This is a genomic window from Schaalia odontolytica (genome assembly GCF_005696695.1).
In the GTDB taxonomy this organism is placed as follows: domain Bacteria; phylum Actinomycetota; class Actinomycetes; order Actinomycetales; family Actinomycetaceae; genus Pauljensenia; species Pauljensenia odontolytica_C.
On sequence record NZ_CP040006.1, the window covers coordinates 1546537 to 1571637 of the forward strand.

Annotated in this window: 16 protein-coding genes and 3 rRNA genes; 4 read left to right on the plus strand and 15 right to left on the minus strand. The window is 63.5% G+C overall.

Annotated features, from left to right (window positions below):
• Positions 1-6 precede the first annotated feature (6 nt).
• Positions 7-477 carry a ribosome maturation factor RimP gene (rimP, locus tag FBF35_RS06825; protein ID WP_060567512.1) on the minus strand — a complete coding sequence of 157 codons (471 nt, stop codon included), beginning with the start codon at positions 475-477 and terminating at the stop codon, positions 7-9.
• 71 nt (positions 478-548) lie between these two features.
• Here rimP and FBF35_RS06830 point away from each other — a divergent pair, with 71 nt between their 5' ends.
• Complete coding sequence (locus tag FBF35_RS06830; protein ID WP_060567513.1) at positions 549-1553, plus strand: hypothetical protein; 1005 nt, start codon at positions 549-551, stop codon at positions 1551-1553.
• Between the two features lie 84 nt (positions 1554-1637).
• Here FBF35_RS06830 and FBF35_RS06835 read toward each other — a convergent pair whose 3' ends face one another.
• Entirely contained in the window at positions 1638-2687 is a 1050-nt protein-coding gene (locus FBF35_RS06835) for a 3-isopropylmalate dehydrogenase (protein ID WP_060567514.1), read from the minus strand.
• A gap of 142 nt (positions 2688-2829) precedes the next feature.
• Positions 2830-5085, minus strand: coding sequence for a sialidase family protein (locus FBF35_RS06840; protein ID WP_060567515.1), 2256 nt, complete (start codon positions 5083-5085; stop codon positions 2830-2832).
• 395 nt (positions 5086-5480) lie between these two features.
• On the opposite strand from FBF35_RS06840, the gene FBF35_RS10495 reads away from it, so the two are divergent.
• Positions 5481-5636 carry a hypothetical protein gene (locus tag FBF35_RS10495; protein WP_187348941.1) on the plus strand — a complete coding sequence of 52 codons (156 nt, stop codon included), beginning with the start codon at positions 5481-5483 and terminating at the stop codon, positions 5634-5636.
• Positions 5637-5749: 113 nt separating this feature from the next.
• Here the strand turns inward: FBF35_RS10495 and ilvC are convergent, their stop codons facing one another.
• Genes ilvC through FBF35_RS06855 form a run of 3 tightly spaced genes read right to left on the minus strand, consistent with a single transcriptional unit; the run spans position 5750 to position 9056 of the window.
• Positions 5750-6775, minus strand: coding sequence for a ketol-acid reductoisomerase (gene ilvC / locus FBF35_RS06845; RefSeq protein WP_039929700.1), 1026 nt, complete (start codon positions 6773-6775; stop codon positions 5750-5752).
• A gap of 2 nt (positions 6776-6777) precedes the next feature.
• Positions 6778-7290: an acetolactate synthase small subunit gene (gene ilvN / locus FBF35_RS06850; protein ID WP_003792759.1), complete on the minus strand. Its 513-nt coding sequence runs from the start codon at positions 7288-7290 to the stop codon at positions 6778-6780.
• On the minus strand, positions 7290-9056 hold the full coding sequence (locus FBF35_RS06855; protein WP_060567516.1) for an acetolactate synthase large subunit: 1767 nt from the start codon (positions 9054-9056) through the stop codon (positions 7290-7292). The genes ilvN and FBF35_RS06855 overlap by 1 nt, the downstream gene beginning before the upstream one ends.
• A 335-nt stretch (positions 9057-9391) precedes the next feature.
• Here FBF35_RS06855 and FBF35_RS06865 point away from each other — a divergent pair, with 335 nt between their 5' ends.
• Positions 9392-10984: an aspartate:alanine exchanger family transporter gene (locus FBF35_RS06865; RefSeq protein WP_060567517.1), complete on the plus strand. Its 1593-nt coding sequence runs from the start codon at positions 9392-9394 to the stop codon at positions 10982-10984.
• A gap of 496 nt (positions 10985-11480) precedes the next feature.
• Here FBF35_RS06865 and FBF35_RS10500 read toward each other — a convergent pair whose 3' ends face one another.
• The 9 genes from FBF35_RS10500 to gatC all read right to left on the minus strand — a co-directional run bounded on the left by FBF35_RS10500 (position 11481) and on the right by gatC (position 23806).
• Positions 11481-11636, minus strand: a complete 156-nt coding sequence (locus tag FBF35_RS10500) for a hypothetical protein (protein ID WP_176748690.1) — start codon at positions 11634-11636, stop codon at positions 11481-11483.
• The gene (locus tag FBF35_RS06870; protein ID WP_060567518.1) at positions 11633-12928 is read right to left on the minus strand and encodes a threonine/serine exporter ThrE family protein; all 1296 of its coding nucleotides are present in this window, start codon (positions 12926-12928) and stop codon (positions 11633-11635) included. Before FBF35_RS06870 ends, FBF35_RS10500 begins: the two co-directional genes overlap by 4 nt.
• A gap of 264 nt (positions 12929-13192) precedes the next feature.
• Positions 13193-13310, minus strand: a 5S ribosomal RNA gene (gene rrf / locus FBF35_RS06875).
• Positions 13311-13434: 124 nt separating this feature from the next.
• Positions 13435-16559: ribosomal RNA gene (locus tag FBF35_RS06880) — 23S ribosomal RNA — on the minus strand.
• Positions 16560-16879: 320 nt separating this feature from the next.
• Positions 16880-18417, minus strand: a 16S ribosomal RNA gene (locus FBF35_RS06885).
• Together the 16S, 23S and 5S rRNA genes form the textbook arrangement of a ribosomal RNA operon.
• A gap of 419 nt (positions 18418-18836) precedes the next feature.
• Positions 18837-20264 (minus strand): NAD-dependent malic enzyme, encoded by a 1428-nt coding sequence (locus tag FBF35_RS06890; RefSeq protein ID WP_060567641.1) that lies wholly within the window; start codon positions 20262-20264, stop codon positions 18837-18839.
• A 244-nt stretch (positions 20265-20508) separates the two neighbouring features.
• Positions 20509-22005 carry an Asp-tRNA(Asn)/Glu-tRNA(Gln) amidotransferase subunit GatB gene (gene gatB / locus FBF35_RS06895; RefSeq protein WP_060567640.1) on the minus strand — a complete coding sequence of 499 codons (1497 nt, stop codon included), beginning with the start codon at positions 22003-22005 and terminating at the stop codon, positions 20509-20511.
• Positions 22005-23510 carry an Asp-tRNA(Asn)/Glu-tRNA(Gln) amidotransferase subunit GatA gene (gene gatA, locus FBF35_RS06900; protein WP_060567639.1) on the minus strand — a complete coding sequence of 502 codons (1506 nt, stop codon included), beginning with the start codon at positions 23508-23510 and terminating at the stop codon, positions 22005-22007. The genes gatB and gatA overlap by 1 nt, the downstream gene beginning before the upstream one ends.
• A complete protein-coding gene (gene gatC / locus FBF35_RS06905; RefSeq protein WP_060567638.1) occupies positions 23510-23806 on the minus strand; it encodes an Asp-tRNA(Asn)/Glu-tRNA(Gln) amidotransferase subunit GatC in 297 nt (98 codons plus the stop codon). The genes gatA and gatC overlap by 1 nt, the downstream gene beginning before the upstream one ends.
• Before the next feature lie 18 nt (positions 23807-23824).
• Here gatC and FBF35_RS06910 point away from each other — a divergent pair, with 18 nt between their 5' ends.
• Positions 23825-25090: a phospholipase D-like domain-containing protein gene (locus FBF35_RS06910; RefSeq protein ID WP_060567637.1), complete on the plus strand. Its 1266-nt coding sequence runs from the start codon at positions 23825-23827 to the stop codon at positions 25088-25090.
• Positions 25091-25101 lie beyond the last annotated feature (11 nt).

Genomic DNA, 25101 nt, shown 5'->3' on the forward strand with positions numbered 1-25101 from the left:
GGTCTCCTACTTCCCCGTTCCAAAGTCGACGCGGGAACGCGCCTTCCTCATGTCCTGATAGTCAATGGTAGTCGTTTCGCCGTCGACATCGATCGTTGCGCTGGTCTCGTTCGCGGCGATGACGCGTCCGGAGACGTAGCCGCCGGCTCGCAGCTTGATGCGCACGAGGCGTCCGATCTGCCGCATCCAGTGCCCGACCTTCGTGAGCTCGCGTTCGGCTCCCGGCGTGGAGACTTCGAGCAGGTATTCGCCGTCGATCGGGTCCGCAACGTCCAGGGCTTTCGAGACAGCGCGGGACACCTCGGCGAGGGTGTCCGAGTCAATTCCGTCGGCACCGATGGGCGCTTCGACGATGACCCGCAGGAGGGGCATCGCGTCGGAGCGTGAGCGGGTCACTGAGTCCAGTTCCAGTCCCGACTGTGCGACCACGGGAGCCAGCAGCTCCTCGAGCGGTCCCTCTGACGTGGACGATGCCATATGCGCCTATCTTTCTCTCGCGTACGCGGGTCAGTTCCCTATCCTACCCGGGGGTGTGGGATGATGCGGGTGTGCGTTTCGCAAAACTGACTTTGACCACACACCGCATCCCCGGCCTCGTCATGACGTCGGCTGCGGTTTTCGCGCTGTCCGCGTGCGGCGCGTCGTCACTGCCCACCCTGTCTGGTTTCGCGACGGTTCGCGACCAGGCAGCGCGCACGGAGGCCGCCGCTGCGGCTCGCGCGACCCAGCTGGCAGATATCGCGACGGATTGCGCGTCCTGTTCGTCCGCTCTACGCGACGCAGCTTCATCGTCGCAGGCTCGACTCGAGGCGCTCGGCGGACTGTGGGACCCGTGGGGCGGGGCGACACCCGAGGGCGAGTCCGCTCCGGCAGCCGTATCTGAGGCGCCTACCGACGTCTCGGCGTACGTGTCGTGGCTGGCGCGCACGGCCACGCGCGACCTTGAGATCGCCGCCAACCCGGACAAGACCTCGGCCGAAGAGGCACGCACGCTCGGCGCCTCCGCGCTCGGGCGCTACGCGAGCGCAGCGCGCCTCGCCTACGTCTACGGTATCGATCTCGAGGCCGGTGATGATGCGGCGCTGCTCATCAACGACCGCGTGAACATTGCGTCGCGTCAGGGCGTTCAGACCTGGGCGATTGACCTGTTCAATGAGTCGTCCATCTCCCCCACATTCGCCCCTTCCGGCAAGGATCTCGCTTCTTCGGCGGAGCTCTCGCAGGCTGTCGCCACGTGGGATTGCACCGCCTCGTCACTGCCGAAAGCGCAGGTGAGCGCGGGGACGCTGAGCGACGCGTACAGCGTGTCCGGCGAGTTGCTCGTCCGCGTCGATACCGCTTTGCGCGCTGGCGCTGCGGATACTCGCACGTCACGCTGCACGCTCGATGCGCTTGATGCCGCCTCTCTGGCCTCCAATCTGCTCGCGGCTGACGCCGCGATGCTCGCGAGCGACTCCGCCAACGTGCGCGCGGCGGGTGCCAGCGCCGCCCTCATCGATGTCGCGCAGTGGGCGTCACGCACTCCCCTGCCCGCCCTCATCGGCACGCGCTAACACGCGCTGCGAGGCCGCCACTCCAACAGATAGAACAACAGGGCCGCTCCCCATCCGGGGAGCGGCGCTCGTCGTACTAATGCCTCAGACCCTGGCTGCGATGTCGTCGCCGATCTGGGAGGTGGAGCGCACGAGCGGCGTTCCCGCCGCCGCGGCCTCGGCGCGCGCCGCCATGTCGGCGTCAATCGCCGCGCGCACACGCTCTGCTTCCTCGGCGAATCCCATGAAGTCGAGCATGAGCGCGACCGAGGAAATAGTCGCGGTCGGATCTGCCTTTCCCTGCCCCGCGATGTCGGGAGCGGATCCGTGCACGGGCTCGAACATGGAGGGGAACTCGCGCGAGGGATTCAGGTTGCCCGACGCGCTCAGGCCGATGCCGCCGGTGACTGCCCCGGCCTCGTCGGTGAGGATATCGCCGAAAAGGTTGTCGGTGACGATGACGTCGAAGCGGCCCGGGTCGGTGACCATGTAGATGGTGGCGGCATCGATGTGGCAGTAGTCGACGCTCACATCGGGGTATTCCTCCCCCACCTCGTCGACGATGCGGCGCCACATGTGTCCGGCGTTCACCAGGACGTTGTGCTTGTGGACGAGGGTGAGGTGCTTCTTGCGCGAGGCGGCCGCCTCGAAGGCGTAGCGCACGACGCGCTCGACGCCGTAGGCGGTGTTGACGCTGACCTCGGTCGCAATCTCATGCGGGGTGCCCACGCGCACAGCGCCACCGTTGCCGCAGTAGAGGCCCTCGGTGCCTTCGCGAACGACGACGAAGTCGATGTCGCCGGGGTTGCCCAGGGGGCTGGGCACGCCCTCGTAGTACTTGGAGGGGCGCAGGTTCACGTAGTGGTCGAGGGCGAAGCGCAGCTTGAGGAGCAGACCGCGCTCGAGGACGCCGGAGGGCACGGAGGGATCGCCGACCGCACCCAGAAGGATGACGTCGTGGCGCTTGATCGCCTCAAGGTCCTCGTCGGTCAGGGTGTCGCCGGTGGCATGCCAGCGCTCGGCACCCAGGTTGAAGTGGGTGGTGGAGTAGTCGATGCCCTTGTCCGCGAGGACGCGGTCCAGGACCTTCAGGCCTTCGGGGACGATTTCCTTGCCGATGCCGTCACCGGGGATTACTGCGATGTTCAGTGTCATGACTCCATCTTCCCCCGCGTCTACGCCGCGCGTCCGCACGGGTCCAACCCGTGGTCTCTTTGGGCCGTGACGTCCCCCATAGACGAGGCCGGGGCCGAGAGGGCATACACGCTCCCCCGGCCCCGGCCGCGATAGATATGGATCAGATCCACGCACCCGAAGATGCGAAGTAGTACCAGCGGCCGTCGATCATCTGCCAGCCGGTGACCATGTGGCCATCACCGGCGAAGTAGTACCAGGTGACGCCGATGTGCTGCCAGCCAGTGAGCATGGCGCCCGAGGGAGCCAGGTAGTACCAGCTGCCGGCGTGCTGCCAGCCGGTGAGCATCGCGCCGGAGGCGGAGAAGAGGTACCAGGTGCCGTCGACCTGCACCCAGCCGGTCGCCATAACGCCGGTCGCGGGATCCAGGTAGTACCAGGAACCGTCCTTGACCCAGCCGCTCACGCGAGCGCCGTAGGCGTTGTAGTAGCTCCACTTGCCGTCCTGGAGATCCCAGCCGGTGACCATCATGCCCGCCGAGTTGAAGCGGTAGGTGGCGTCACCGATCGTGATGGTCTGGTTGGTCGCGTAGCTGGAGTCCTCCAGCTGCCACTTCCAGCCCGAGCCGGTGTTCACCCAGTGCGCGGGAGTGACCGCGGGGGCGGGCTCAGGGGTGGGCTGCGGTTCCGGAGTCGGATCCGGGGTGGGCTGCGGCTCGGGAGTCGGATCCGGGGTCGGCTGCGGCTCGGGAGCGGGCTCCTCGCCGGGGTCGGTCAGGCCGAGGTAGGCGGCGTCCAGGCGCATGAACTCGATGTTCTTGTAGCCGCCGGACTCGTACAGCAGGCCCCAGGTGCCGTCACCGAGGGGGTGCAGCGTCGAGTAGGCCATCTCGCCGCTCTCGAATACCTTGCCATCGTTCCAGGTGAAGCCGTCGTCGTAGGAGACGCGGATGGTGCCGTTAGCGCGGGCGCTGGAGGAGTCAGCGTTCGAGAAGAGCAGGACGCGAGCGCGCGCGGAGCCCTCGGGGGCATCCGGGTAGGCGCGCACGATGGAGGCGTTGTTACGCGGGTCCGTCAGGTCCCAGTTGTGGCGGAAGGGACCCCAGGTCTGACCGCCGTCGTAGGAGATGGCTTCGAGGCGCTGGCCGGCGGTGCCCTGCGTGCGCGAGTTGAGCAGCAGGCGACCGTCGGAGAGCTCGACGACCTTGTTCTCGTCGGCGCTGCCCTCGGTGGGTGCGCCGGGCTTCCAGGTCTGGCCGTGGTCGTCGGAGTAGACGGAAACGGCCATGAGCGAGGTCGTGCCGGAGTTGGCGACGGCGTACTGCTGGATGAGGCGGCCGGCGTGGGCGCCGTAGCGCAGCTGGATGCCTTCACCGGAGGAGGCGAAGCGGGTGAACCACTGGCCCTCGTATCCAGCGGTCACCTGGTCGGTGATGGTGCGCGGGTTCACCCAGGTCTCGCCGTTGTCGTGGGACTCGACGACGTGGGCGTGCAGGATGTTACGCGCCGCAGGATCGGTGCCCAGCTGGGACTGGAAGAGGCCGGCGTCGTAGGACTTGACCGAGAACAGGAAGATCGTTCCGGTGGTGCGGTCCACGACGAAGGAGGGGTCGGAGTAGCCGATCTTCTGGGCGCCAGGGGTGCCGGCGAGGGCGGTCTTAATGGGGGTCCAGGACTTACCGCCATCCTTGGAGATGCGGTAGACGATGGAGTTGGCCTGAGGCGCGTCCTGACAGGTGTTGGGGCGACCGTCCCACGAGGCGATGATCCAGCCGTTGTTGGCGGTGGTCAGAGCGGGGATGCGGTGGCAGCTGAATCCGGCGAGGCCGGGGGACGCGAGGCGGACCTTGTCGCCGATCGCGTAGTCCTGCGGGGTCTCCAGCGGATCCGGGGCCGGGGGACGATCGCCCTGGGCGACGGTCACCGGGTCGGCGTTGGCGGTAATGCCACCGGCGATGACGTCGGTACCGTTGCGGTCACGGGTGGCCGCCCACGTGGTCATCGGGGTGAAAGTGCCGGCCGCTACGTCGTCAGCGGTCACGGTGTGCGTGGCGGTCGTGCACTGCTTGGTGGTGTGCGCGGCGAGGTTGTGCCAGCGGCAGTTCGGAGCGCCGGTGGTGAGGACGCCGGAGAGGTTCGAGTCCACCGGGAAGACGGTGAGCGCGCTGTCGGTGTTGTTGGTGTAGGTGACGGTGACGGTGATCAGGTCACCTTCGTACACCTTGTCTCCGTGGGAGTCGGTGCGCGTGACGGTGACGGTGATGGGGGCCGAACCTTCGTCGGTTGCCGAGGCCGCCACCGGAGCAGCTGCACCGGTGTCACTGGTCGGGGTCGCGAGCGCGGGAACCGAGAGAGTCGCGCAGAGCAGCACGGCTCCCGAGGCAGCCGCGAGGGCGCGCCCGTAGTGGCGGAGGGTCATCATTGGTCCTTCCGATATGGGTTGTCAATCAGCGGTCAGTGAGTCATGACTCACTATCCACGAGATTCATCATACAAATTTAGATGCTCGCTAACCAGTTATACGACAGACAACTTTTATCAACGTCTAGGACAATTACCGCAGAACTACGGAAAAATACACGCGCCTGCCAGACCTTCACCACCAAACTGGGCAACACGCACAGAACCCCCACGCCCACACCTCCCAACAGCAACATCCCCTCTCCTGTCAAACAACCCAGCCCACCAAGCAATGTGCCTCACCAGGACATAGTGACCGACATTGAACAATGGAACAGACCATAGCTAGTTGCTCAGCAAGCACTTACCTGTAAACTAGTCCTGTCAATCAGTCTTTCACAGTAAGGAATGAGCGTGCGCCCCTCCCGTCGAACTCTGACGCGCGTCGCGTCGGCAGCCGTCGCTTCCCTCGTGATCGTCGCACCGATCTCCACCGTCTCCAACGCGGATGCCCTCTCCCCCACTTCCCTTCCGTGGACGAACGGCGCGGACGAGGCACCGGCGAACTGACCCCGCGGAAACCCTGCCGAGCGTACCCACGCCTGTCAGCACAAAAGAGCCCCGGCCTCGTCCCATGTAGGAACGAGGCCGGGGCTTGAAGCTATCCGAAACGGAGCTCGAGATCAGCGCGCGGCACTGCCCTCGGTGTAGTCCTCGTCGGAGTCGGTCCAGCCGAAGGCCTTGCGCAGCTTCTGGCCGGTCTTCTCGATCGGGTGGGCCTCTTCCTCGGCGCGCAGCGCCTTGAACTCGAGGGCGCCGTTATCCTGATCGGCGATGAACTTGCGGGCGAAGGTGCCGTCCTGAATGTCGGCCAGAACAGCCTTCATGGCCTCCTTGGAGGACTCGTTGATGACGCGCGGGCCGGAGACGTAGTCGCCGTACTCAGCGGTGTCGGAGCAGGACCAGCGCTGCTTGGTGATGCCGCCCTCGTTGATGAGGTCGACGATCTGCTTCATCTCGTGGCAGACCTCGAAGTAGGCGATCTCGGGCTGGTAGCCAGCCTCGACCAGGGTCTCGAAGCCGGCCTGGATCAGGTGGGAGACGCCGCCACACAGGACAGCCTGCTCGCCGAACAGGTCGGTCTCGGTCTCTTCGGTGAAGGTCGTCTTGATGACGCCGGCGCGGGTGCCGCCAATGGCCTTCGCGTAGGACAGGACGAGGTCCCAGGCCTGGCCGGAGGCGTCCACCTCAACGGCGACGACGTCCGGGGTGCCCTTGCCCTGGGTGTAGGTCTCGCGGACCTTGTGGCCGGGGCCCTTGGGGGCGACCATGACGACATCGTGGCCCTCGGGGACCTCGATGTAGCCGTAGCGGATGTTGAAGCCGTGCGCGAAGAGGAGGGCGGCGCCTTCCTTCAGGTTGGGGGCAATCTGCTCGGCGTAGACGTAGCGCTGGACCTGGTCGGGCAGCAGCACGGAGACGACGTCGCCCTCGGCGACGGCCTCGGCCACGTCCTTGACCTCAAGGCCGGCAGCCTCAGCCTTGGCCCACGAGGAGGAACCGGGGCGCAGGCCGACGACCACGTCAACTCCGGAATCCTTCAGGTTCAGCGCGTGCGCGTGACCCTGCGAACCGTAACCAATGATGGCAACCTTCTTGGACTGGATCAGCGACAGGTCTGCGCCGTCGTCGTAGATGATTTCTGCCATTTTCATTTCTCCTTCAGTTGATCCGTGATCGAGCGCGACCCGCGGCCGATAGCCACGGCGCCCGACTGGACGAGTTCGGTGACGCCGTAGGGCTCCAGGGCCCGCAGCAGCGCCTCCAGCTTGGATAGGGAGCCGATCGATTCGATAACGACCGACTCGGGTTGCACGTCGACGACGTGTGCGCGGAAAAGGTCCACGATCTGCAGGACCGAGGTGCGACGGGTCTCGTCAGCCTGGACCTTCATCATGAGCAGACGCCGTTCGACGGAGTCTTCGGGTTCAAGCTCGACGACCTTGAGGACGTTGATGAGCTTGTTGAGCTGCTTGACCACCTGCTCGATGGGCGCGGAGTCTGCGTCCACGATGATGGTCATGCGAGAGATTTCGGGGTGTTCCGTCTCTCCCACGGTCAGCGACTTGATATTAAAGGCACGGCGGGCGAAAAGCGCGGCGACGCGAGTGAGCACGCCAGGCTTGTTTTCGACCAACACGGCCAGAGTGTGACGATTCGTCATCAGTCTTCCACCTCCCAGTCGGGCGCCATGCCCTTGGCGTAACGAATCTCATCGTTGGACACGCCCGCAGCGACCATCGGCCAGACCATCGAGTCCTTGGAGACGCGGAAGTCAATGAGAACGGGGCGATCGTTGATCGACATGGCCCATTCGATGGCCTCGTCGACCTCGTCGATGGAGCGAACGGTGCGCGCAGCCATGCCGTAGGCCTGCGCGAGCATCTCGAAGTTGGGGATCTGCTCACCCTCGACGGGGTTGAGCGTCGTGTTCGAGTAGCGCTTGCCGAAGAACAGGGACTGCCACTGGCGGACCATGCCCAGCACCGAGTTGTTGATGAGGGCGACCTTGATCGGAATGTTGTTGATCGTGCAGGTGGCCAGTTCCTGGTTGGTCATCTGGAAGGAGCCGTCGCCGTCGATCGCCCACACGACCTTGTCGGGGGCAGCGACCTGGGCACCCATGGCTGCGGGGATGCAGTAGCCCATGGTGCCGGAGCCGGACGAGGAGATGAAGCTGCGCGGGTTGTCCAGCGTGATGAACTGGGCGGCCCACATCTGGTGCTGACCCACGCCCGTCACGTAGATGGCCTCGGGGCCGACCTTGTCGGAGAGCTTCTTGAGGACCTCCTGGGGCGCCATCATGCCGTCTTCGGGCTCGGCCCATCCGATCGGGTACTTGGTACGCAGGCGGTCGAGGTAGCGCCACCATCCGGAGATGTCCGCCTTGTTGTCCGACGAGGCCTGGGCGATTTCCTCGGTGAGGATCGGCAGGGCGGTCGCCAGGTCGGCGACGATCGGGATGTCGGCGTGGCGGTTCTTCGAGATCTCCGCGGCGTCGATGTCGATGTGCACGACGGTGGCGCGGGGCGCGAAGGAGTCGAGGCGGCCCGTCACGCGGTCGTCAAAGCGAGCGCCGAGGGCCACGATCAGGTCGGCGCGCTGGAGAGCACCGACGGCCGCCACGGTGCCGTGCATGCCGGGCATGCCGAGGTTGTGGCGATCAGAGTCGGGGAACGCTCCGCGGGCGGTCAGCGTGGTGACGACGGGGGCGTTCGTGACCTCGACGAGGTCGGCGAGGGCGTCGGTGGAGCCGGAGCGCACGATGCCGCCACCCACGTAGAGCACGGGGGCCTGGGCATCGGCGATCGCGCGTGCGGCCGCGCGCACCTGCTTCATGTTCGGCTTGTCCGCGACGCGGTAGCCGGGCAGGTCGATGGCGGGAGGCCAGGAGAAGTCCATCTCCGCAACCTGCGCGGACTTGGTGATGTCCACGAGGACAGGGCCGGGGCGGCCGGTGCCCGCGAGGTGGAAGGCCTCGGCCAGGCGCGCCGGGATCTCCGCAGGATCCGTGACGAGGAAGGAGTGCTTGGTGATGGGCATCGACGCACCCACGATGTCGGCTTCCTGGAAGGCGTCACTGCCGATCAGAGATGCGCCGACCTGGCCCGAGATCACGACGATCGGGACCGAGTCCATACAGGCGTCACCCAGGGCCGTCAGCACGTTGGTGGCGCCGGGGCCGGACGTCACGATCGCGCAGCCGACCTTACCGGTGGCCAGGGCGTAGCCTTCGGCGGCGTGGCCCGCGCCCTGCTCGTGACGGACAAGAATGTGGCGGATAGACGTCGACGCCATCAGCGGGTCGTAGGTCGGCAGAATCGCGCCGCCGGGCATACCGAACACGTCGGTGACGCCCAGGGCCTCGAGGCTGGCCACGATAGCCTCGGCTCCGGTCATGCGGGTGGTGTTGGCGGTGTCGCTCACCATTCGTCCTCTCAATCGTTGGGACCGTCTCAAAGAAAAAACCCCGTCAGATCCGGCAGAAGCACGGATGCGGGGAATTCGGCGTGCGATCCATCCTCACGTTACACGGCAGGCATCGCACGCCCGGGTACGATGACCAGGGCGAGGACTCCAATTCCGCGAACGTCGAGCATGCCTTTACCGTATCGCTCCCACGCTCTCCGCTCCTTACCCATCTCATTGTGCGGACCTTTGGACGCTGATCGCCATCTAGGACGATGGACTGAGATACACAGCACGTATTGCTGCTTTAATTGATACATACCTCATATCACAATCCACAACACGGAGATTTCATCGTGCATCAGGTCTTTGAGATTCTGAGCGAACAGCCAGTTCTGTTCCTCTTCCTTCTCATCGGTATAGGCATGGCGTTCGGCCATGTGAAAATCAAGGGCATTGGCCTCGGCGCCGCCGCCGTTCTCTTCTTTGCCATCGCGTTGGCTGCGTGGGCGCAGTCCTACGGCATTGAGCTGCGAGTCACCCCCCAGCTGGGCACTCTCGGCCTGACGCTCTTCACGTTCGCGATCGGCATCAACTCGGGTGCGTCGTTCTTCCACAACTTGAAGACCGCCGTTGGCCCGATCCTGACGATGGTTGCCCTCTACGGCATCACCGCCACCGTCGGCCTCTACGTCGGTAAGGCCATGGGTATGGACGTTCCGCTCATCGCCGGTACCTTCGCGGGTTCGGTGACGAACACACCCGCTCTGGCCGCTGCCGGCGAGGCCTCCGGCGATCCTGCACGCGCAACCGTCGGTTACTCGATCGCCTACCTCTTCGGCGTCATCGGCATGCTTGCTGCTTCGATGGCTGCACTGCACTACGGCCGCAACGATAAGGATGCCCCCTCTCCCCTGTCGAACCGCACGATCCGCGTCGAGCGCGACGACCACCCCTTCGTCGGCGACATCTACGAGAAGCTCGGCGAGAAGGTCTCCTTCTCCCGTCTGCGCCGCGGCGAGACCGGCCCGATTACCCGTCCCCAGATGTCCGACACCCTGGATCCTGGTGACCTCGTGACTGTCGTCGGTCCCCGCGAGCTCGTCGCTCGTGCGGCAACGGAGCTCGGCCATGCATCCTCTCACTCCCTCATGCAGGACCGCTCCTACCTGGACTTCCGCCGCATGACGATCTCCAACCCGAAGGTCTCGGGCCGCACGGTCGCCTCGCTCGGCCTCGCCAAGGAGTTCTCCGCGACTATCTCGCGCGTGCGCCGCGGCGACGTCGACATGGTCGCCGAGCCGGGCCTCGTCCTCCAGGAGGGTGACCGCGTGCGCGTCGTCGCCCCCACGTCCAAGATGGCTGAGATTACGAAGTTCTTCGGCGACTCGTCCCGAGGCCTCACGGACCTCAACCCGATCGCCCTGGGCATCGGCATGGCGCTGGGCATCGCGATCGGCGAGCTGCCGATCCTGACCCCCTCCGGCGAGTACTTCTCGATCGGTTCCGCCGCCGGCACGCTCATCGTGGGTCTCATCTTCGGCCGCGTCGGCCGCATCGGCCCCATCGCGACGGCTCTTCCCTTTACGACATGCCAGGTGATGGCTGAGCTCGGCCTGCTGATCTTCCTCGCGCAGGCGGGTGCCAAGGCAGGCGGCCAGATCCTCGAGGCCTTCACGTCGGGCGACTGGATCCGCATCTTCGCACTGGGCATCGTCATGACGTCGATTATGGCGGTCGGCCTGTACTGCACGATGCGCTGGGTCTTCAAGATGGGCGGCACGAAGCTCGCCGGCCTGCTCGGCGGCGCGCAGACGCAGCCCGCAGTCCTCGCCTTCGCGAACGGCCGTACCAACGCCGATCCTCGCGTGTCGCTCGGCTACGCGCTTGTCTACCCGGTCGCCATGGTCGGCAAGATCATCGTCGCCACGATCCTGGGCGGCATGTAGCGGCAACCTCTCAGCGGGTTCAAACCTGCGACAACAGTGGGGCCGGCCCTTTCGGGCCGGCCCCATTCACATGCATTGACGCCCTCTCCAAGCCCATCCCGGGCACCGCGCCGCTCATGTGGAGGCCGTGGCCTGCACGAGCTGCAAGGCCGAGCTGCGCTACACGCAGGCGGTCACGGGGGTTCCAAAAGCCGACACGTGGCCTGCTAGGCCTGGCTGCGGTGCCCGCGGGCGGTGGCGGGGCCTGGCCGGGCTTCGAGATCGACCACTCCGAGCCGAAGGCTCGCGTGTGGCGATCTCGCGGGCGGGCCGCCGCCCGCAGGCACACAAAGCAGCCCGGCCGTGGCCACAGGTTGCCCGCAGGCCCTGCGGCGCCCTCCACAAGGGCGACGCTTGCTCAGTACGTTGTCATAACCCTCTATGCCTGCCAACTCGGCCTACGTACAAACGAGGCCGCGACCGGTTTCCCGGCCACGGCCTCGCCGATGAACGCGTGTCAGCGCTGAATCAGCGCAACGAGCACTCGAGCGGTCACTGCCGCCACACACACGATCGCGATGTTGCGACCGACGGCGCGGATCTCGTCGCGGTCGATCGCGTACTCAAACTCGAATGACGGCGGCTTCAGGCCGGCTTCGATCTCAAACTTCATGAGTTCTCCTCCTCGTATTCCCACAGGTTCGGGACTCGTTCTTGCTTTTCGACGAGCCAGTTCTTATCCGTCAGCATACGGGAGAGCGCCAGGCCCATGCCGATCGCCACGATCGTGAACATGACCGTGAAGAGCGCAGCGAGCGCATCGTCGATCTGCTGGTTGTTCAGGTAGGTCAGAGCACGATAGAGCGGCACACCGGGGATCATGATGACGACAGCAGGCACGGACAGGGTCACGCGCGAGAAGCGCGTCCTGCGGGCCACGAAGACGGCGAGAAGGCCAGCTGCGAGCGCGGCGAGGCCGACGCAAGCCGGGGCAGGAACGCCGAGTTCCAGGTGCAGGGCGATACGAGCAGTGTTGATAACGGCACCGATGAGCGCGGCCGTCGCGCACACACGTTGCGGTGAATTGAAGAGCATCGCAAACCCGTATGCAGCAACGAAGCTGGCGAGGAAGCGCAGAAGGTAGTGGCACCATGGAACGAGCGAAACACCGTACTCGGGCGTCACCGACCAGCCGAAGACAGCCGAGATCGCCCAGACAGCCACACCCGCTGACATGACGAGCATCGTCACGTAGACGAGGCGACCGACTCCACCTTGGAAGTCTTGCCGCACCAAATCGATAAGGCCAGTCACGAGCGGGAAGCCAGGGACCAGGAAGAGCAGCGCGGAAATAAACCCGGCCTGGTGCGTCGATTCGATACCGAGGAAATGCTGTGCGGGAGCAACGAGAAGGATGTAGATCATTGCTGCGAGAGCACCACAGGCCATCCACACGCCGAAGTGGTTCATGTGGCGGATCAACATCTGGCGACGCAGTGCCTGCCCGAAGAACGAGGCGACGGCGACGGCGGAGCACTCGACCCATCCCCCGCCATTCAGGAATGCGAAGGCTGCACAGGCGAGGCCGGAGGCAAGCGCATTAGAGAACCAGTCGTAGAGGCCAGGAACCTTCGCGATCTTGTCGAGCTCATCGGACACGTCCTCGACTCGGACGGACTTGCCGTTCAAAGACGCCACGTAGTTGTTGATGCGATCAATCTTGTCTGCGTTCACGCCCATCAGGCGCTGCTCAGCGAGCTCCGTGCGGAATGTACCGTTCGCGTACGCAGTCGCGATGATCTCCGTGTAGGTGACCTGTGCGCGGTGCTCAGAAATTCCGACAGCGCGCGCGAGGTCTGCCATCGACTTTTTGACGCGGTACGCACTCGCACCAAACGACAGAAGCATCTGGCCGAGTCGGAGAACTACCTGAGATTGATGGGCAAGGCGATCGTGCGCCGCCATACGTTGAGCGAGAACCTCGTCTTTGCCACCGTGGTGGTGAGGCCCGTGCGGGTGTGCAGAAGTGACCATGGATATAGCATCGCACGCGATACAGCGATATGCGGGCGACGTTAGTCCGTGACGTGCGATTTTTCATGTGGTGGACACTTGGCACAGTACTGACCGTCGGTACCAGGCGATCAGGCTGTTTGGCAAACGAAGGTCGGCCGAGAAACGAAAAGAAGCGGCCGGAGACTTGAGTCTCCGGCCGCTTCCGTACGTGTGTTGTGGCGGTGTCCTACTCTCCCACAACCTGGCGGTTGCAGTACCATTGGCGCTGCCGGGCTTAGCTTCCAGGTTCGGAATGGAGGCTGGGCGTTTCCCCGGTGCTATGACCACCACAAGTTTGGTGTTCAACACGCTCCCCACTATGGTTCGTGTGGGGGTGTGGGTTGATCGTGGTTTGTATAGTGGTTGCGGCACGACGTTTTGTTCGTGTTTTTTGCTCTTACCCGTTGTGTTGGGTTGTTGTTTAGTGTTGGCCCATTAGTACCAGTCGGCTCACGAGCACATTGCTGTGCTTCCACCTCTGGCCTATCAACCCGCTAGTCTGGCGGGGGCCTCTCACCCCACGGGGGGGCGTGGAAATCTCATCTTGAAGCAGGCTTCCCGCTTAGATGCTTTCAGCGGTTATCCCTTCCGAACGTAGCCAACCAGCCATGCACCTGGCGGTACAACTGGCACACCAGAGGTTCGTCCATCCCGGTCCTCTCGTACTAGGGACGGCCCTTCTCAAATTTCCTGCGCGCACAGAGGATAGGGACCGAACTGTCTCACGACGTTCTGAACCCAGCTCGCGTACCGCTTTAATGGGCGAACAGCCCAACCCTTGGGACCAACTCCAGCCCCAGGATGCGACGAGCCGACATCGAGGTGCCAAACCATGCCGTCGATATGGACTCTTGGGCAAGATCAGCCTGTTATCCCCGGGGTACCTTTTATCCGTTGAGCGACCACGCACCCACGTGCCATGGCCGGATCACTAGTTCCTGCTTTCGCACCTGCTCGACCCGTCGGTCTCACAGTCAAGCTCCCTTGTACACTTGCACTCGCCACCTGATTACCAACCAGGCTGAGGGAACCTTTGAGCGCCTCCGTTACATTTTAGGAGGCAACCGCCCCAGTTAAACTACCCACCAGGCACTGTCCCCAACCCGGATTACGGGCCAAGGTTGAGGTGACCGCTTGAACCAGAATGGTATTTCAACGACGACTCCACCACCGCTGGCGCGGCAGCTTCACAGTCTCCCACCTATCCTACACAAGTCCAAGCGAACACCAATACCAAGCTATAGTAAAGGTCCCGGGGTCTTTCCGTCCTTCTGCGCGAAACGAGCATCTTTACTCGTACTGCAATTTCACCGAGTTCGCGGTTGAGACAGCGGAGAAGTCGTTACGCCATTCGTGCAGGTCGGAACTTACCCGACAAGGAATTTCGCTACCTTAGGATGGTTATAGTTACCACCGCCGTTTACTGGGGCTTAAATTCACCGCTTCACACCCACAAGGGGTGTTGACGGTTCCTCTTAACCTTCCAGCACCGGGCAGGCGTCAGTGCGTATACATCGCCTTACGGCTTCGCACGCACCTGTGTTTTTGATAAACAGTCGCTTCTCCCTATTCTCTGCGACCCCACAACCCAACACCCACGCAATGGCGGGCGCAAGTCACGGGGTCCTCCTTATCCCGAAGTTACGGAGGAATTTTGCCGAGTTCCTTAACCACGATTCACTCGAACGCCTCGGTATACTCTACCTGACCACCTGAGTCGGTTTAGGGTACGGGCGCGTTATGCCCTCACGTCGAGGCTTTTCTCGGCAGCTTAGGATCACCACAAGTCCACACACGCGTGTGTCCCTCATCAGTTCTCACCCTTAGTGCCTCCCGGATTTGCCTGGGAGGCGGGCCACAACCTTAAATACGCACAACCATCGGCGCACTGCAGCTACCTGTCTGCGTCACCCCTGTTAACACGCTTGCCTACAATCACCGGGGCCCCAAGACCCACACACACCACGCGACCCGAAGGTCATGTGGGGGCGTGAGCAAATTGGTTAGCACAATGACTTCAGCATGGGCGGTCATAACGCGGTACCAGAATATCAACTGGTTGTCCATCGACTACGCCTGTCGGCCTCGCCTTAGGACCCGACTAACCCAGGGCGGATAAACCTAGCCCTGGAACCCTTAGTCAATCGGCGCTGCGGATTCTCACCGCAGATTCGTTACTCATGCCTGCATTCTCACTCCCACACAATCCACCAGAAGTTCCCTCCAGGCTTCACCTCGTGCAGGACGCTCCCCTACCCAACAACACACCGACATCCAGTTCCTGGCGCCAGCATCCTGTGTTGTTGCCACAGCTTCGGCGGTACGCTTGAGCCCCGCTACATTGTCGGCGCAGAACCACTTGACCAGTGAGCTATTACGCACTCTTTCAAGGATGGCTGCTTCTAAGCCAACCTCCTGGTTGTCACCGCGACTCCACATCCTTTCCCACTTAGCGTACGCTTAGGGGCCTTAGCTGATGATCTGGGCTGTTTCCCTCTCGACTACGAAGCTTATCCCCCGCAGTCTCACTGCCGCGCTACACCTAATGGCATTCGGAGTTTGGCTGACGTCAGTAACCCATAGGGCCCATCGGCCATCCAGTAGCTCTACCTCCACCAGGGACCACGCGACGCTGCACCTAAATGCATTTCGGGGAGAACCAGCTATCACGGAGTTTGATTGGCCTTTCACCCCTACCCACAGTTCATCCCCCAGGTTTTCAACCCTGGTGGGTTCGGTCCTCCACACAGTCTTACCTCTGCTTCAACCTGACCATGGGTAGATCACCCCGCTTCGGGTCTAGAACACGCGACAAACGCCATATTTCAGACTCGCTTTCGCTACGCATACCCCACACGGGTTAAGCACGCCACGTATCACTAACTCGCAGGCTCATTCTTCAAAAGGCACGCCATCACCCCTCAAGGCTCTGACGGCTTACAGGCACACGGTTTCAGGTACTATTTCACTCCCCTCCCGGGGTACTTTTCACCATTCCCTCACGGTACTATGCACTATCGGTCATCAAGTAGTATTTAGGCTTACCAAGTGGTCTTGGCAGATTCACACGAGATTTCACGAGTCCCGCGCTACTCGGGTACCACACCCACACCACACGCCACCGGTCCGTTTACACGACTATCACGCTCTACGGTCAGACTTCCCAGACTGTTCAACTCCCAACAACAAGTGGTGCGATCCCCCGGCAGAAGGATCAGATGTGGCCCCACAACACCAAACACGCAACGGCCGCCGCCTCTCACACGCATCTGGTTTAGCCTCCTCCGCTTTCGCTCGCCACTACTCACGGAATATCTTTTCCTGCGGGTACTGAGATGTTTCACTTCCCCGCGTTCCCCCCATCACCCTATACACGTTCAGATGATGGTAACCCAGCACAACCCAGGTTAGGTTCCCCCATTCGGACACCCTCGGATAATAACGCTCGCTCGCCAGCTCCCCGAGGCATATCGCAGGCCGCAACGTCCTTCATCAGCTCTTGATGCCAAGGCATCCACCGAATGCCCAATAAAACTAAACAAAACACAAAAAACAGTACAGAACAAATATGCTCGCAACCACTATACAAATCACAAACAACCCACCACACACAACCCACACCAACAACTGCTGGCTGGCTGCGCAGGCAACCACCACCACAACGGATGGCGGACGCTCACACGGTGTTGAACGTGAACCCGACAGTGTGTTCATCTGCTAGAACTTTTTATGCCCAACCCAAAAACACGCACCCACACCCACCACCCACCATGAGTGGCGAACACATGCAGGCACAAGAAAACAACCAGGCACAACCACGACAAGCCATGCCGAACTGTTCCCCAAAAATGGGCTCCCTAGAAAGGAGGTGATCCAGCCGCACCTTCCGGTACGGCTACCTTGTTACGACTTCGTCCCAATCGCCAATCCCACCTTCGACCACTCCCCCCGATAAACGGTTAGGCCATGGGCTTCGGGTGTTACCAACTTTCGTGACGTGACGGGCGGTGTGTACAAGGCCCGAGAACGTATTCACCGCAGCGTTGCTGATCTGCGATTACTAGCGACTCCACCTTCATGGGGTCGAGTTGCAGACCCCAATCCGAACTGAGACTGGCTTTAAGGGATTCGCTCCACCTCACGATTTCGCAACCCTCTGTACCAACCATTGTAGCATGCGTGAAGCCCAAGACATAAGGGGCATGATGATTTGACGTCATCCCCACCTTCCTCCGAGTTAACCCCGGCAGTCCCCCACGAGTCCCCACCATAACGTGCTGGCAACATAGGGCAAGGGTTGCGCTCGTTGCGGGACTTAACCCAACATCTCACGACACGAGCTGACGACAACCATGCACCACCTGCACACGACCAACTAAATGCCACCACATCTCTGCAGTGTCGCCGTGCATGTCAAGCCTTGGTAAGGTTCTTCGCGTTGCATCGAATTAATCCGCATGCTCCGCCGCTTGTGCGGGCCCCCGTCAATTCCTTTGAGTTTTAGCCTTGCGGCCGTACTCCCCAGGCGGGGCACTTAAAGCGTTAGCTACGGCGCAGAAACCACGGGTGGCCCCCACACCTAGTGCCCAACGTTTACAGCGTGGACTACCAGGGTATCTAATCCTGTTCGCTCCCCACGCTTTCGCTCCTCAGCGTCAGTAACGGCCCAGAGACCCGCCTTCGCCACCGGTGTTCTTCCTGATATCTGCGCATTCCACCGCTACACCAGGAGTTCCAGTCTCCCCTACCGCACTCAAGTCAGCCCGTACCCACCGCACGCCCCCAGTTAAGCCAGAGGATTTCACGGCAGACGCGACCAACCGCCTACAAGCCCTTTACGCCCAATAATTCCGGACAACGCTCGCGCCCTACGTATTACCGCGGCTGCTGGCACGTAGTTAGCCGGCGCTTCTTTACCCACTACCCTCACCACAACCATTGTTGCGGCTTGACCATGAGCGAAAGAGGTTTACAACCCGAAGGCCGTCATCCCTCACGCGGCGTCGCTGCATCAGGCTTTCGCCCATTGTGCAATATTCCCCACTGCTGCCTCCCGTAGGAGTCTGGGCCGTATCTCAGTCCCAATGTGACCGGTCACCCTCTCAGGCCGGCTACCCGTCAAAGCCTTGGTAGGCCATCACCCCACCAACAAGCTGATAGGCCGCGAGCCCATCCCCCACCAGAAAAAACCTTTCCACCAACCCCCATGCGAAGGCCAGTGAATATCCAGTATTAGCACCCGTTTCCGGGCGTTATCCCAAAGAAGGGGGCAGGTTACTCACGTGTTACTCACCCGTTCGCCACTCATCCACCCAGCAAGCTGGGCTTCAGCGTTCGACTTGCATGTGTTAAGCACGCCGCCAGCGTTCGTCCTGAGCCAGGATCAAACTCTCCGAACAAAAACAAAAACGTTAAAGCCCAGAAAAACCAACCAACCAAAAAAGGCCAGCCAGCAATCCCAACCAAAAACACTCAAAAACAAAAAACAGGCATAAAAAAACAAACAAACACACTATCGAGTTCACAAACAACACCCACACACCCCAGACAACCAAGCCAAAAACCCAGCCACCAGAGCGGTGAACCACCACCACAAACCCACTCACAAGCTCGCGGCGACAGGTGAATAATCTACTCACCCCCACACCCAAAGTCAAACCAAAACACCGTGACCCCCACCATACAAGCCACAAACCCACCAAACACAACGAAAAGTCTGGGTCGATTCAGCTTGCATGACCGTGCACAGTCAACGAAAAGGCGGGCCCGACCGCGCATCACCAGCGCGATCGGGCCCGTCAAACAGCCGAAATGACTCTCAGTTCACATCCATGTCGGGCTGAACGGGGATATCAACAGTCGGCAGGTCGCGCACGGCGCGACGCACGGCCTTGGAAACGGCGGGAGCAACCCGCTTATCGAAGGCGCCGGGGATGATGTAGGAGGGCGAGAGCTCGTCCTCGGAGATCACGGACGCGATAGCCACGGAAGCAACGCGCAGAACCTCGGTCGTAATCTCCTTGACCTTGGCGTCCAGGAGGCCACGGAACAGACCCGGGAAGGCCAGAACGTTGTTGATCTGGTTCGGATAGTCGCTGCGGCCCGTGGCGACGACGGCGGCGTACTTGCCGGCGCCGATCGGGTCGACCTCTGGTGTGGGGTTGGCCAGCGCGAAGACGATGGCGTCGTCCGCCATGGTCTCGACGTCGGAGGGATCGAGAATGTTGCCGGAGGAGACGCCGATGAAGACGTCCGCACCCTTCAGGACCTCCTTGAGGGAGCCGTGGACGTGGCGGGGGTTGGTCGCCTCGGCCAGCGCCTTACGAGAGGGGTGCATGCCCTCGGTCGCGTCTCCGGACAGCGCGCCATCGCGGCCGCAGCCGATGATGTCGCGCGCACCCTGGGCGAGCAGCAGGCGGATGATCGCGTTGCCGGCGGCGCCAACGCCGGAGACGACGATACGCACGTCTTCGATCTTCTTGTTCACGATCTTCAGCGCGTTGATGAGTGCAGAGAGGACCACGATCGCGGTGCCGTGCTGGTCGTCATGGAAGACGGGGATGTCGAGCTCGGCGCGCAGGCGCTCTTCGATCTCGAAGCAGCGGGGCGCGGAGATGTCCTCCAGGTTGATGCCGCCGTATGCGGGGGCGATCGCCTTGACGATCGAGATGATCTCTTCGGTGTCCTTGGTGTCCAGGACGACCGGCCACGCATCCACGCCGCCGAACTCCTTGAACAGGACGGCCTTTCCTTCCATGACGGGCAGAGCGGCCTCGGGGCCGATGTCACCCAGGCCGAGGACCGCGGTGCCGTCGGAGACGACCGCGACCGTGTTGGCCTTCATGGTCAGCAGGTGGGCCTTCTGGGGCATGTCGTGGATGGCGGTGCACACACGGGCCACGCCGGGCGTGTAGGCGCGCGAGAGGTCGTCACGGTTACGCAGCGGCACCTTGGAGTGGATCTCCACCTTGCCGCCGATGTGGCTCATGAAGGTCTGGTCGGCGACCGAATCGGCGGTCACGCCGGGCAGCGCGCCGATGGCGTCGCGGACCTCGCGGCGGTGCTCGGAATCGCGCATGTCGCACGTCAGGTCGATGATGATGCGCCCGCGGTCGGAGTCGGCCACGTCGAGGCCCTTGATCTCCGCTCCAGTCGAAGAGACTGCGTCAACAATGGACGCGATGGAAGTCGTCTTCTCGTCCACCTCGATACGGTAGGAGGCGGTGTACGACGGCGATGTGCGCATGTCTGTCCTTTCGTTGGGCGCCCGGCCACAGTCGGCCCAGCTGTCCTCAAGCGCTCATCCTAGGTAACTTTCCGCTCCCCCCGGAAGAGGAATGCCACAACGTGGACACGTGCGAACGATCAGGGACGAGGCCGGGGCTCCTCCTCGGGAGATCACCACGAGGCCGGGGCGTCCAGTCCGGAGACGACGACGGGGGCCGGGATCGCATTGATCCCGGCCCCCGTGACGCTCGTGCGGAGTAACCTCAGGCGCCGACCATTTCCATGATCAGCTCACGCACGCGGGCGGCGTCAGCCTGCCCGCGTGTGGCCTTCATGACCGCGCCGACGAGGGCGCCGGCCGCCTGGACCTTGCCGCCCTTGATCTTCTCGACGATGTCGGGGTTGGCGTCCAAGGCCTCCTGGACGGCAGCCGTCAGGGCGCCGTCGTCGGAGACGACCTCGAGACCGCGGGCCTCGACGACCTGCGTCGGATCGCCTTCGCCCGCGAGGACACCCTCGAGGGCCTGGCGCGCCAGCTTGTCGTTGATGCGACCCGAATCGATGAGACCCTGCAGCTCAGCGACCTGAGCGGGGCTGACCCCGGCCTCGTCGAGGGAAACCTCGCGCTCCTTGGCGCGACGCGAGATCTCACCCATCCACCACTTGCGGGCGGAGGCGGGATCACAGCCCGCGGCGACCGTGGCCTCGATGAGCTCGAGGGCGCCGGCGTTGATGACATCGCGCATCTCCATGTCCGCATACCCCCACTCGGTGCGCAGGCGGCGGCGCTTGGCGACGGGCAGCTCGGGCAGCGAGGCACGCAGCTCCTCCACCCATTCACGATCCGGGCGGATCGGAACCAGATCCGGCTCGGGGAAGTAGCGGTAGTCCTCGGAATCCGACTTCTCACGGCCGGACGACGTCGAGCCGTCCTCCTCGTGGTAGTGACGGGTCTCCTGCAGGATCGTGCCACCCTCGGACAGGATCTGGGCCTGGCGCTGCATCTCGTAGCGCACGGCCGAGGCGATGCCGCGGAAGGAGTTCACGTTCTTCGTCTCGGTGCGCGTACCCAGCGGGGACTCCGGCGTGGGGCGCAGCGACACGTTGATGTCGGCGCGCACGTTGCCGCGCTCCATGCGGGCCTCGGACACGTCGAGGGCGCGGAAAATATCGCGCAGGGCCTGCACGTAGGCGGCAGCCACCTCGGGCGCACGCTCGCCGGCGCCCTCGATCGGGCGCGTCACGATCTCCACGAGCGGCACGCCCGCGCGGTTGTAGTCCACGAGCGAGTGGTCCGCGCCCTGGATGCGGCCATCAGCACCACCGATGTGCGTGTTCTTACCCGCGTCCTCCTCCATGTGCGCGCGCTCAATCTGCACGCGGAACATGGTGCCGTCCTCGAGCTCGACGTCCACGTAGCCGTCGTGAGCGATCGGCTCGTCGGACTGAGAGGTCTGGAAGGCCTTCGTCAGGTCCGGGTAGAAGTAGTTCTTACGCGCGAAACGGCAGTACTCCGCGATCTCGCAGTTCAGCGCCAGGCCGATCTTGATCGCGTACTCGACGGCCTTGTGGTTGACGACCGGCAGGGAGCCAGGCAAACCCAGCGATACGGGGGTCACGAAGGTGTTCGGGTCGCCGCCAAACGCGTTGGGGGCGGCGTCGAACATCTTGGTCTTGGTGCCCAGCTCGACGTGCACCTCAATGCCGAGAACCGGGTCGAAGCGGCGCGCCGCCTCGTCGTAATCCATGAGCTCAGTCATCACTTTTCCTCCCAGTTAGCTGCGGGGCACTGACCCGCGACGTCGTCGCTGAGCGCCTCCACCAGGGACGCCACCTTGTACATGACCAGGTCGCCGCGCGCGGGGGCCAGCACCTGGAAGCCGATGGGCAGGCCCTCGGAGGACACCGCGTTAGGCACGTTCACGCCGGGGATGCCCGCCAGGTTCGCGGGGATCGTCGCGACGTCGTAGAGGTACATGGCCAGCGGGTCGGAGGTCTTCTCGCCGAACTTGAAGGCCGTCTCGGGGGCCGTGGGCGACACAAGCACGTCGACCTGCTCGAATACCGCGTCGAAGTCGCGCTGGATGAGCGTGCGCACCTTCTGGGCGCTGCCGTAGTATGCGTCGTAGTAGCCGGCCGAGAGCACGTGCGTGCCCAGGATGATGCGGCGCTTGACCTCGTCGCCGAAGCCGGCCTCGCGGGTGGCGGCCATGACGCGCTCGGCGGTCACGGGGCCCTCGGTGGGCTCGACGCGGATGCCGTAGCGCATGCCGTCGAAGCGGGCCAGGTTCGAGGAGACCTCGGCGGGCATGATCAGGTAGTAGGCGCCCAGCGAGTACTCCAGGTGCGGGCAGGAAACCTCGACGATCTCAGCGCCGGCCTCGCGCAGCTTCTCGACGGTGGCATTGAAGGCGTCGATGACGTCCTTCTGGTAGCCCTCGCCGCTCAGCTCCTTGACGACGCCGACCTTCAGGCCCTTCATGGAGCCCTGCGCGGCGACGGACTCGACGGCCTCGGTGAGCGCGGGGACCGGCTCGTTGAGGGAGGTCGAATCGTTGGGGTCGTAGCCGCCGATCAGCTCGGTCAGGGCGGCCGCGTCGGCGACCGTGCGGGTGACGGGGCCGATCTGGTCCAGGGACGAGGCCATGGCCACCAGGCCGAAACGCGACACCGCGCCGTAGGTGGGCTTGGCGCCGACCGTGCCGGTCACGAACGCGGGCTGGCGGATCGAGCCGCCCGTGTCGGAACCGAGGGCCAGGGGCACCATGTAGGCCGCGACAGCAGCGGCCGAACCGCCGCCGGAGCCGCCGGGGATGCGCTCGGTGTCCCAGGGGTTCTTCGTCGCACCGAAGGCGGAATGCTCGGTGGACGAGCCCATGGCGAACTCATCCATGTTGGTCTTGCCGACGATGGGCAGGCCGGCTTCCTTGATCTTGGCGGTGACGGTCGCATCGTAGGGAGGCTCCCAGTCGCCCAGGATCTTCGAGGCGCAGGTGGTGCGCAGGCCGCGCGTCACCACGTTGTCCTTCACGGCGATCGGCACACCCGCCAGGCGGTGCAGGGTCTCCCCCGCCGCTCGGCGCGCGTCCACGTCGGCCGCGGTCGCCAGGGCGCCCTCGCGGTCGATGGTGATGAAGGCGTTGACGCGGTCCTCGATGGCGTCGATGCGGTCCAGGCACGCCTGGGTCAGCTCGACGGAGGTGATCTGGCCGGCGGCCAGCATGTCCGCCAGCTCGAGGGCGCTCTTCTTCAGCAGCTCGTTCATCAGTCCTCCCCCAGAATCTGCGGAACCAGGAACATGCCGTCCTGGGCGGCGGGCGCCTGAGCGAGCACCTCGTCGCGGTCCACGGTCTGCCCAACCTCGTCTTCGCGCCACACGTTGGTCAGCGGAATCGGGTGGGACGTGGCGGGAACCTCGGGGGTGGCGACCTCGGACACCTTGGAGACGGCGTCGGCGATCGCGTCGAGCTCACCCGCGAAACGCGTGATTTCCTCGTCGGTCAATGCGATGTGGGCCAGGCCCGCAACGCGGGCGACCTCGTCAGTACTAATGCGTGACATGTGTGGCATCCTACCCGTATGGCCTTTTCACAGCGACGCCAACTCACCAGGCAGACGTGGTCCATTGTCAAAAAAGCGGGAATCGCGCTGCTCGCCGCCCAGGCGGCCGCAGTCGTGACCGTGCACGCGATCGACCGCATGCGCACAGCCCGTATCCCCGGTGGCGTGCACGGTTTCCCCACCCTGCCTCCCGCCGACACGCAGATCGGCAACACCGTGGCGCGCACGTACACGGAGGGAACCTCCCTGTACGCGGACATGCTGGAGGCCATCGAAGGGGCAACGCATCACATTTATTTCGAGACCTTCATTTGGCGCTCAGACCGCTGGGGACAACGATTTAAGGACGCACTCATCGCCGCCGCCGAGCGCGGCGTCGAGGTGTTCTGCGTGTGGGACGGCTTCGGCGTCCTCAACCAGGATCCGCGCTTCTACAAGTTCCCCGTCATGCCGAATCTGCACGTGCGTAAGTTCCCGACGCTTCGCTCGGGCTTCTTCACCCTGAATATTCGTCGCACGGGCCAGGATCACCGCAAGATTCTCGTGGTCGACGGCGAGGTCGGCTTCGTGGGCGGCTACAACATCGGCGATCCGTTCGCGAATGAGTGGCGCGACACCCACGTGCGCATCACGGGCGAGGCCGTGTGGGAGCTGGAAAACGGCTTCGTCGACTTCTGGAACCACTTCCGCCCCGCAACCAGCCCCGAGCTACCGGATCAGGGTGCGCGCGCGTGGAGCGCGGACGTGACCGCGCAGTTCAACCTGCCGCACTACCTCCTCTTCCCGATCCGCGGCATGTACATCGACGCGATCGAGCGTGCGACCGACCGTGTGCTCATCACGACGGCGTATTTCATCCCTGACCGCGAGGTCCTCGGTTCCCTGATCGCCGCCGCCCGCCGTGGCGTGCGCGTCCAGGTGTTGATCCCCGAGTATTCCAACCACATTCTGGCGGACTGGGTGGCGCGCCCCTACTACGGCGAGCTGCTGCGCGAGGGCGTGGAGATCTGGTTGTACCGTCACGCGATGGTCCACTCCAAGACGATGACGGTGGACGGTCGCTGGTCGACGATCGGCACGGCGAACATCGACCGCCTGTCGATGCGCGGCAACTACGAGGTGTGCCTGCAGTTCTTCTCTCGCCCGCTGGCTGCGCGCATGGAGGAGATTTTCGCGAACGACCTGACGACGGCCCGCCGCCTGACGATCGACGAGTGGGAGAAGCGCTCGATGATCACCCGCGTCGGCGAGGTGCTGCTGGGTCCCTTCGAGCCCTTCGTCTGAGCCCCGGCCTC

Coding starts and splice junctions, on each gene's coding strand:
- gatC (WP_060567638.1), bottom strand. CDS start 23,806: ATGTCACGCATTAGTACTGACGAGGTCGCCCGCGTTGCGGGCCTGGCC.
- rimP (WP_060567512.1), bottom strand. CDS start 477: ATGGCATCGTCCACGTCAGAGGGACCGCTCGAGGAGCTGCTGGCTCCC.
- FBF35_RS06870 (WP_060567518.1), bottom strand. CDS start 12,928: ATGGCGGCGCACGATCGCCTTGCCCATCAATCTCAGGTAGTTCTCCGA.
- FBF35_RS06835 (WP_060567514.1), bottom strand. CDS start 2,687: ATGACACTGAACATCGCAGTAATCCCCGGTGACGGCATCGGCAAGGAA.
- gatA (WP_060567639.1), bottom strand. CDS start 23,510: ATGAACGAGCTGCTGAAGAAGAGCGCCCTCGAGCTGGCGGACATGCTG.
- FBF35_RS06840 (WP_060567515.1), bottom strand. CDS start 5,085: ATGACCCTCCGCCACTACGGGCGCGCCCTCGCGGCTGCCTCGGGAGCC.
- ilvN (WP_003792759.1), bottom strand. CDS start 7,290: ATGACGAATCGTCACACTCTGGCCGTGTTGGTCGAAAACAAGCCTGGC.
- FBF35_RS10500 (WP_176748690.1), bottom strand. CDS start 11,636: ATGAAGTTTGAGATCGAAGCCGGCCTGAAGCCGCCGTCATTCGAGTTT.
- FBF35_RS06910 (WP_060567637.1), top strand. CDS start 23,825: ATGGCCTTTTCACAGCGACGCCAACTCACCAGGCAGACGTGGTCCATT.
- FBF35_RS06855 (WP_060567516.1), bottom strand. CDS start 9,056: ATGGTGAGCGACACCGCCAACACCACCCGCATGACCGGAGCCGAGGCT.
- gatB (WP_060567640.1), bottom strand. CDS start 22,005: ATGACTGAGCTCATGGATTACGACGAGGCGGCGCGCCGCTTCGACCCG.
- FBF35_RS06890 (WP_060567641.1), bottom strand. CDS start 20,264: ATGCGCACATCGCCGTCGTACACCGCCTCCTACCGTATCGAGGTGGAC.
- ilvC (WP_039929700.1), bottom strand. CDS start 6,775: ATGGCAGAAATCATCTACGACGACGGCGCAGACCTGTCGCTGATCCAG.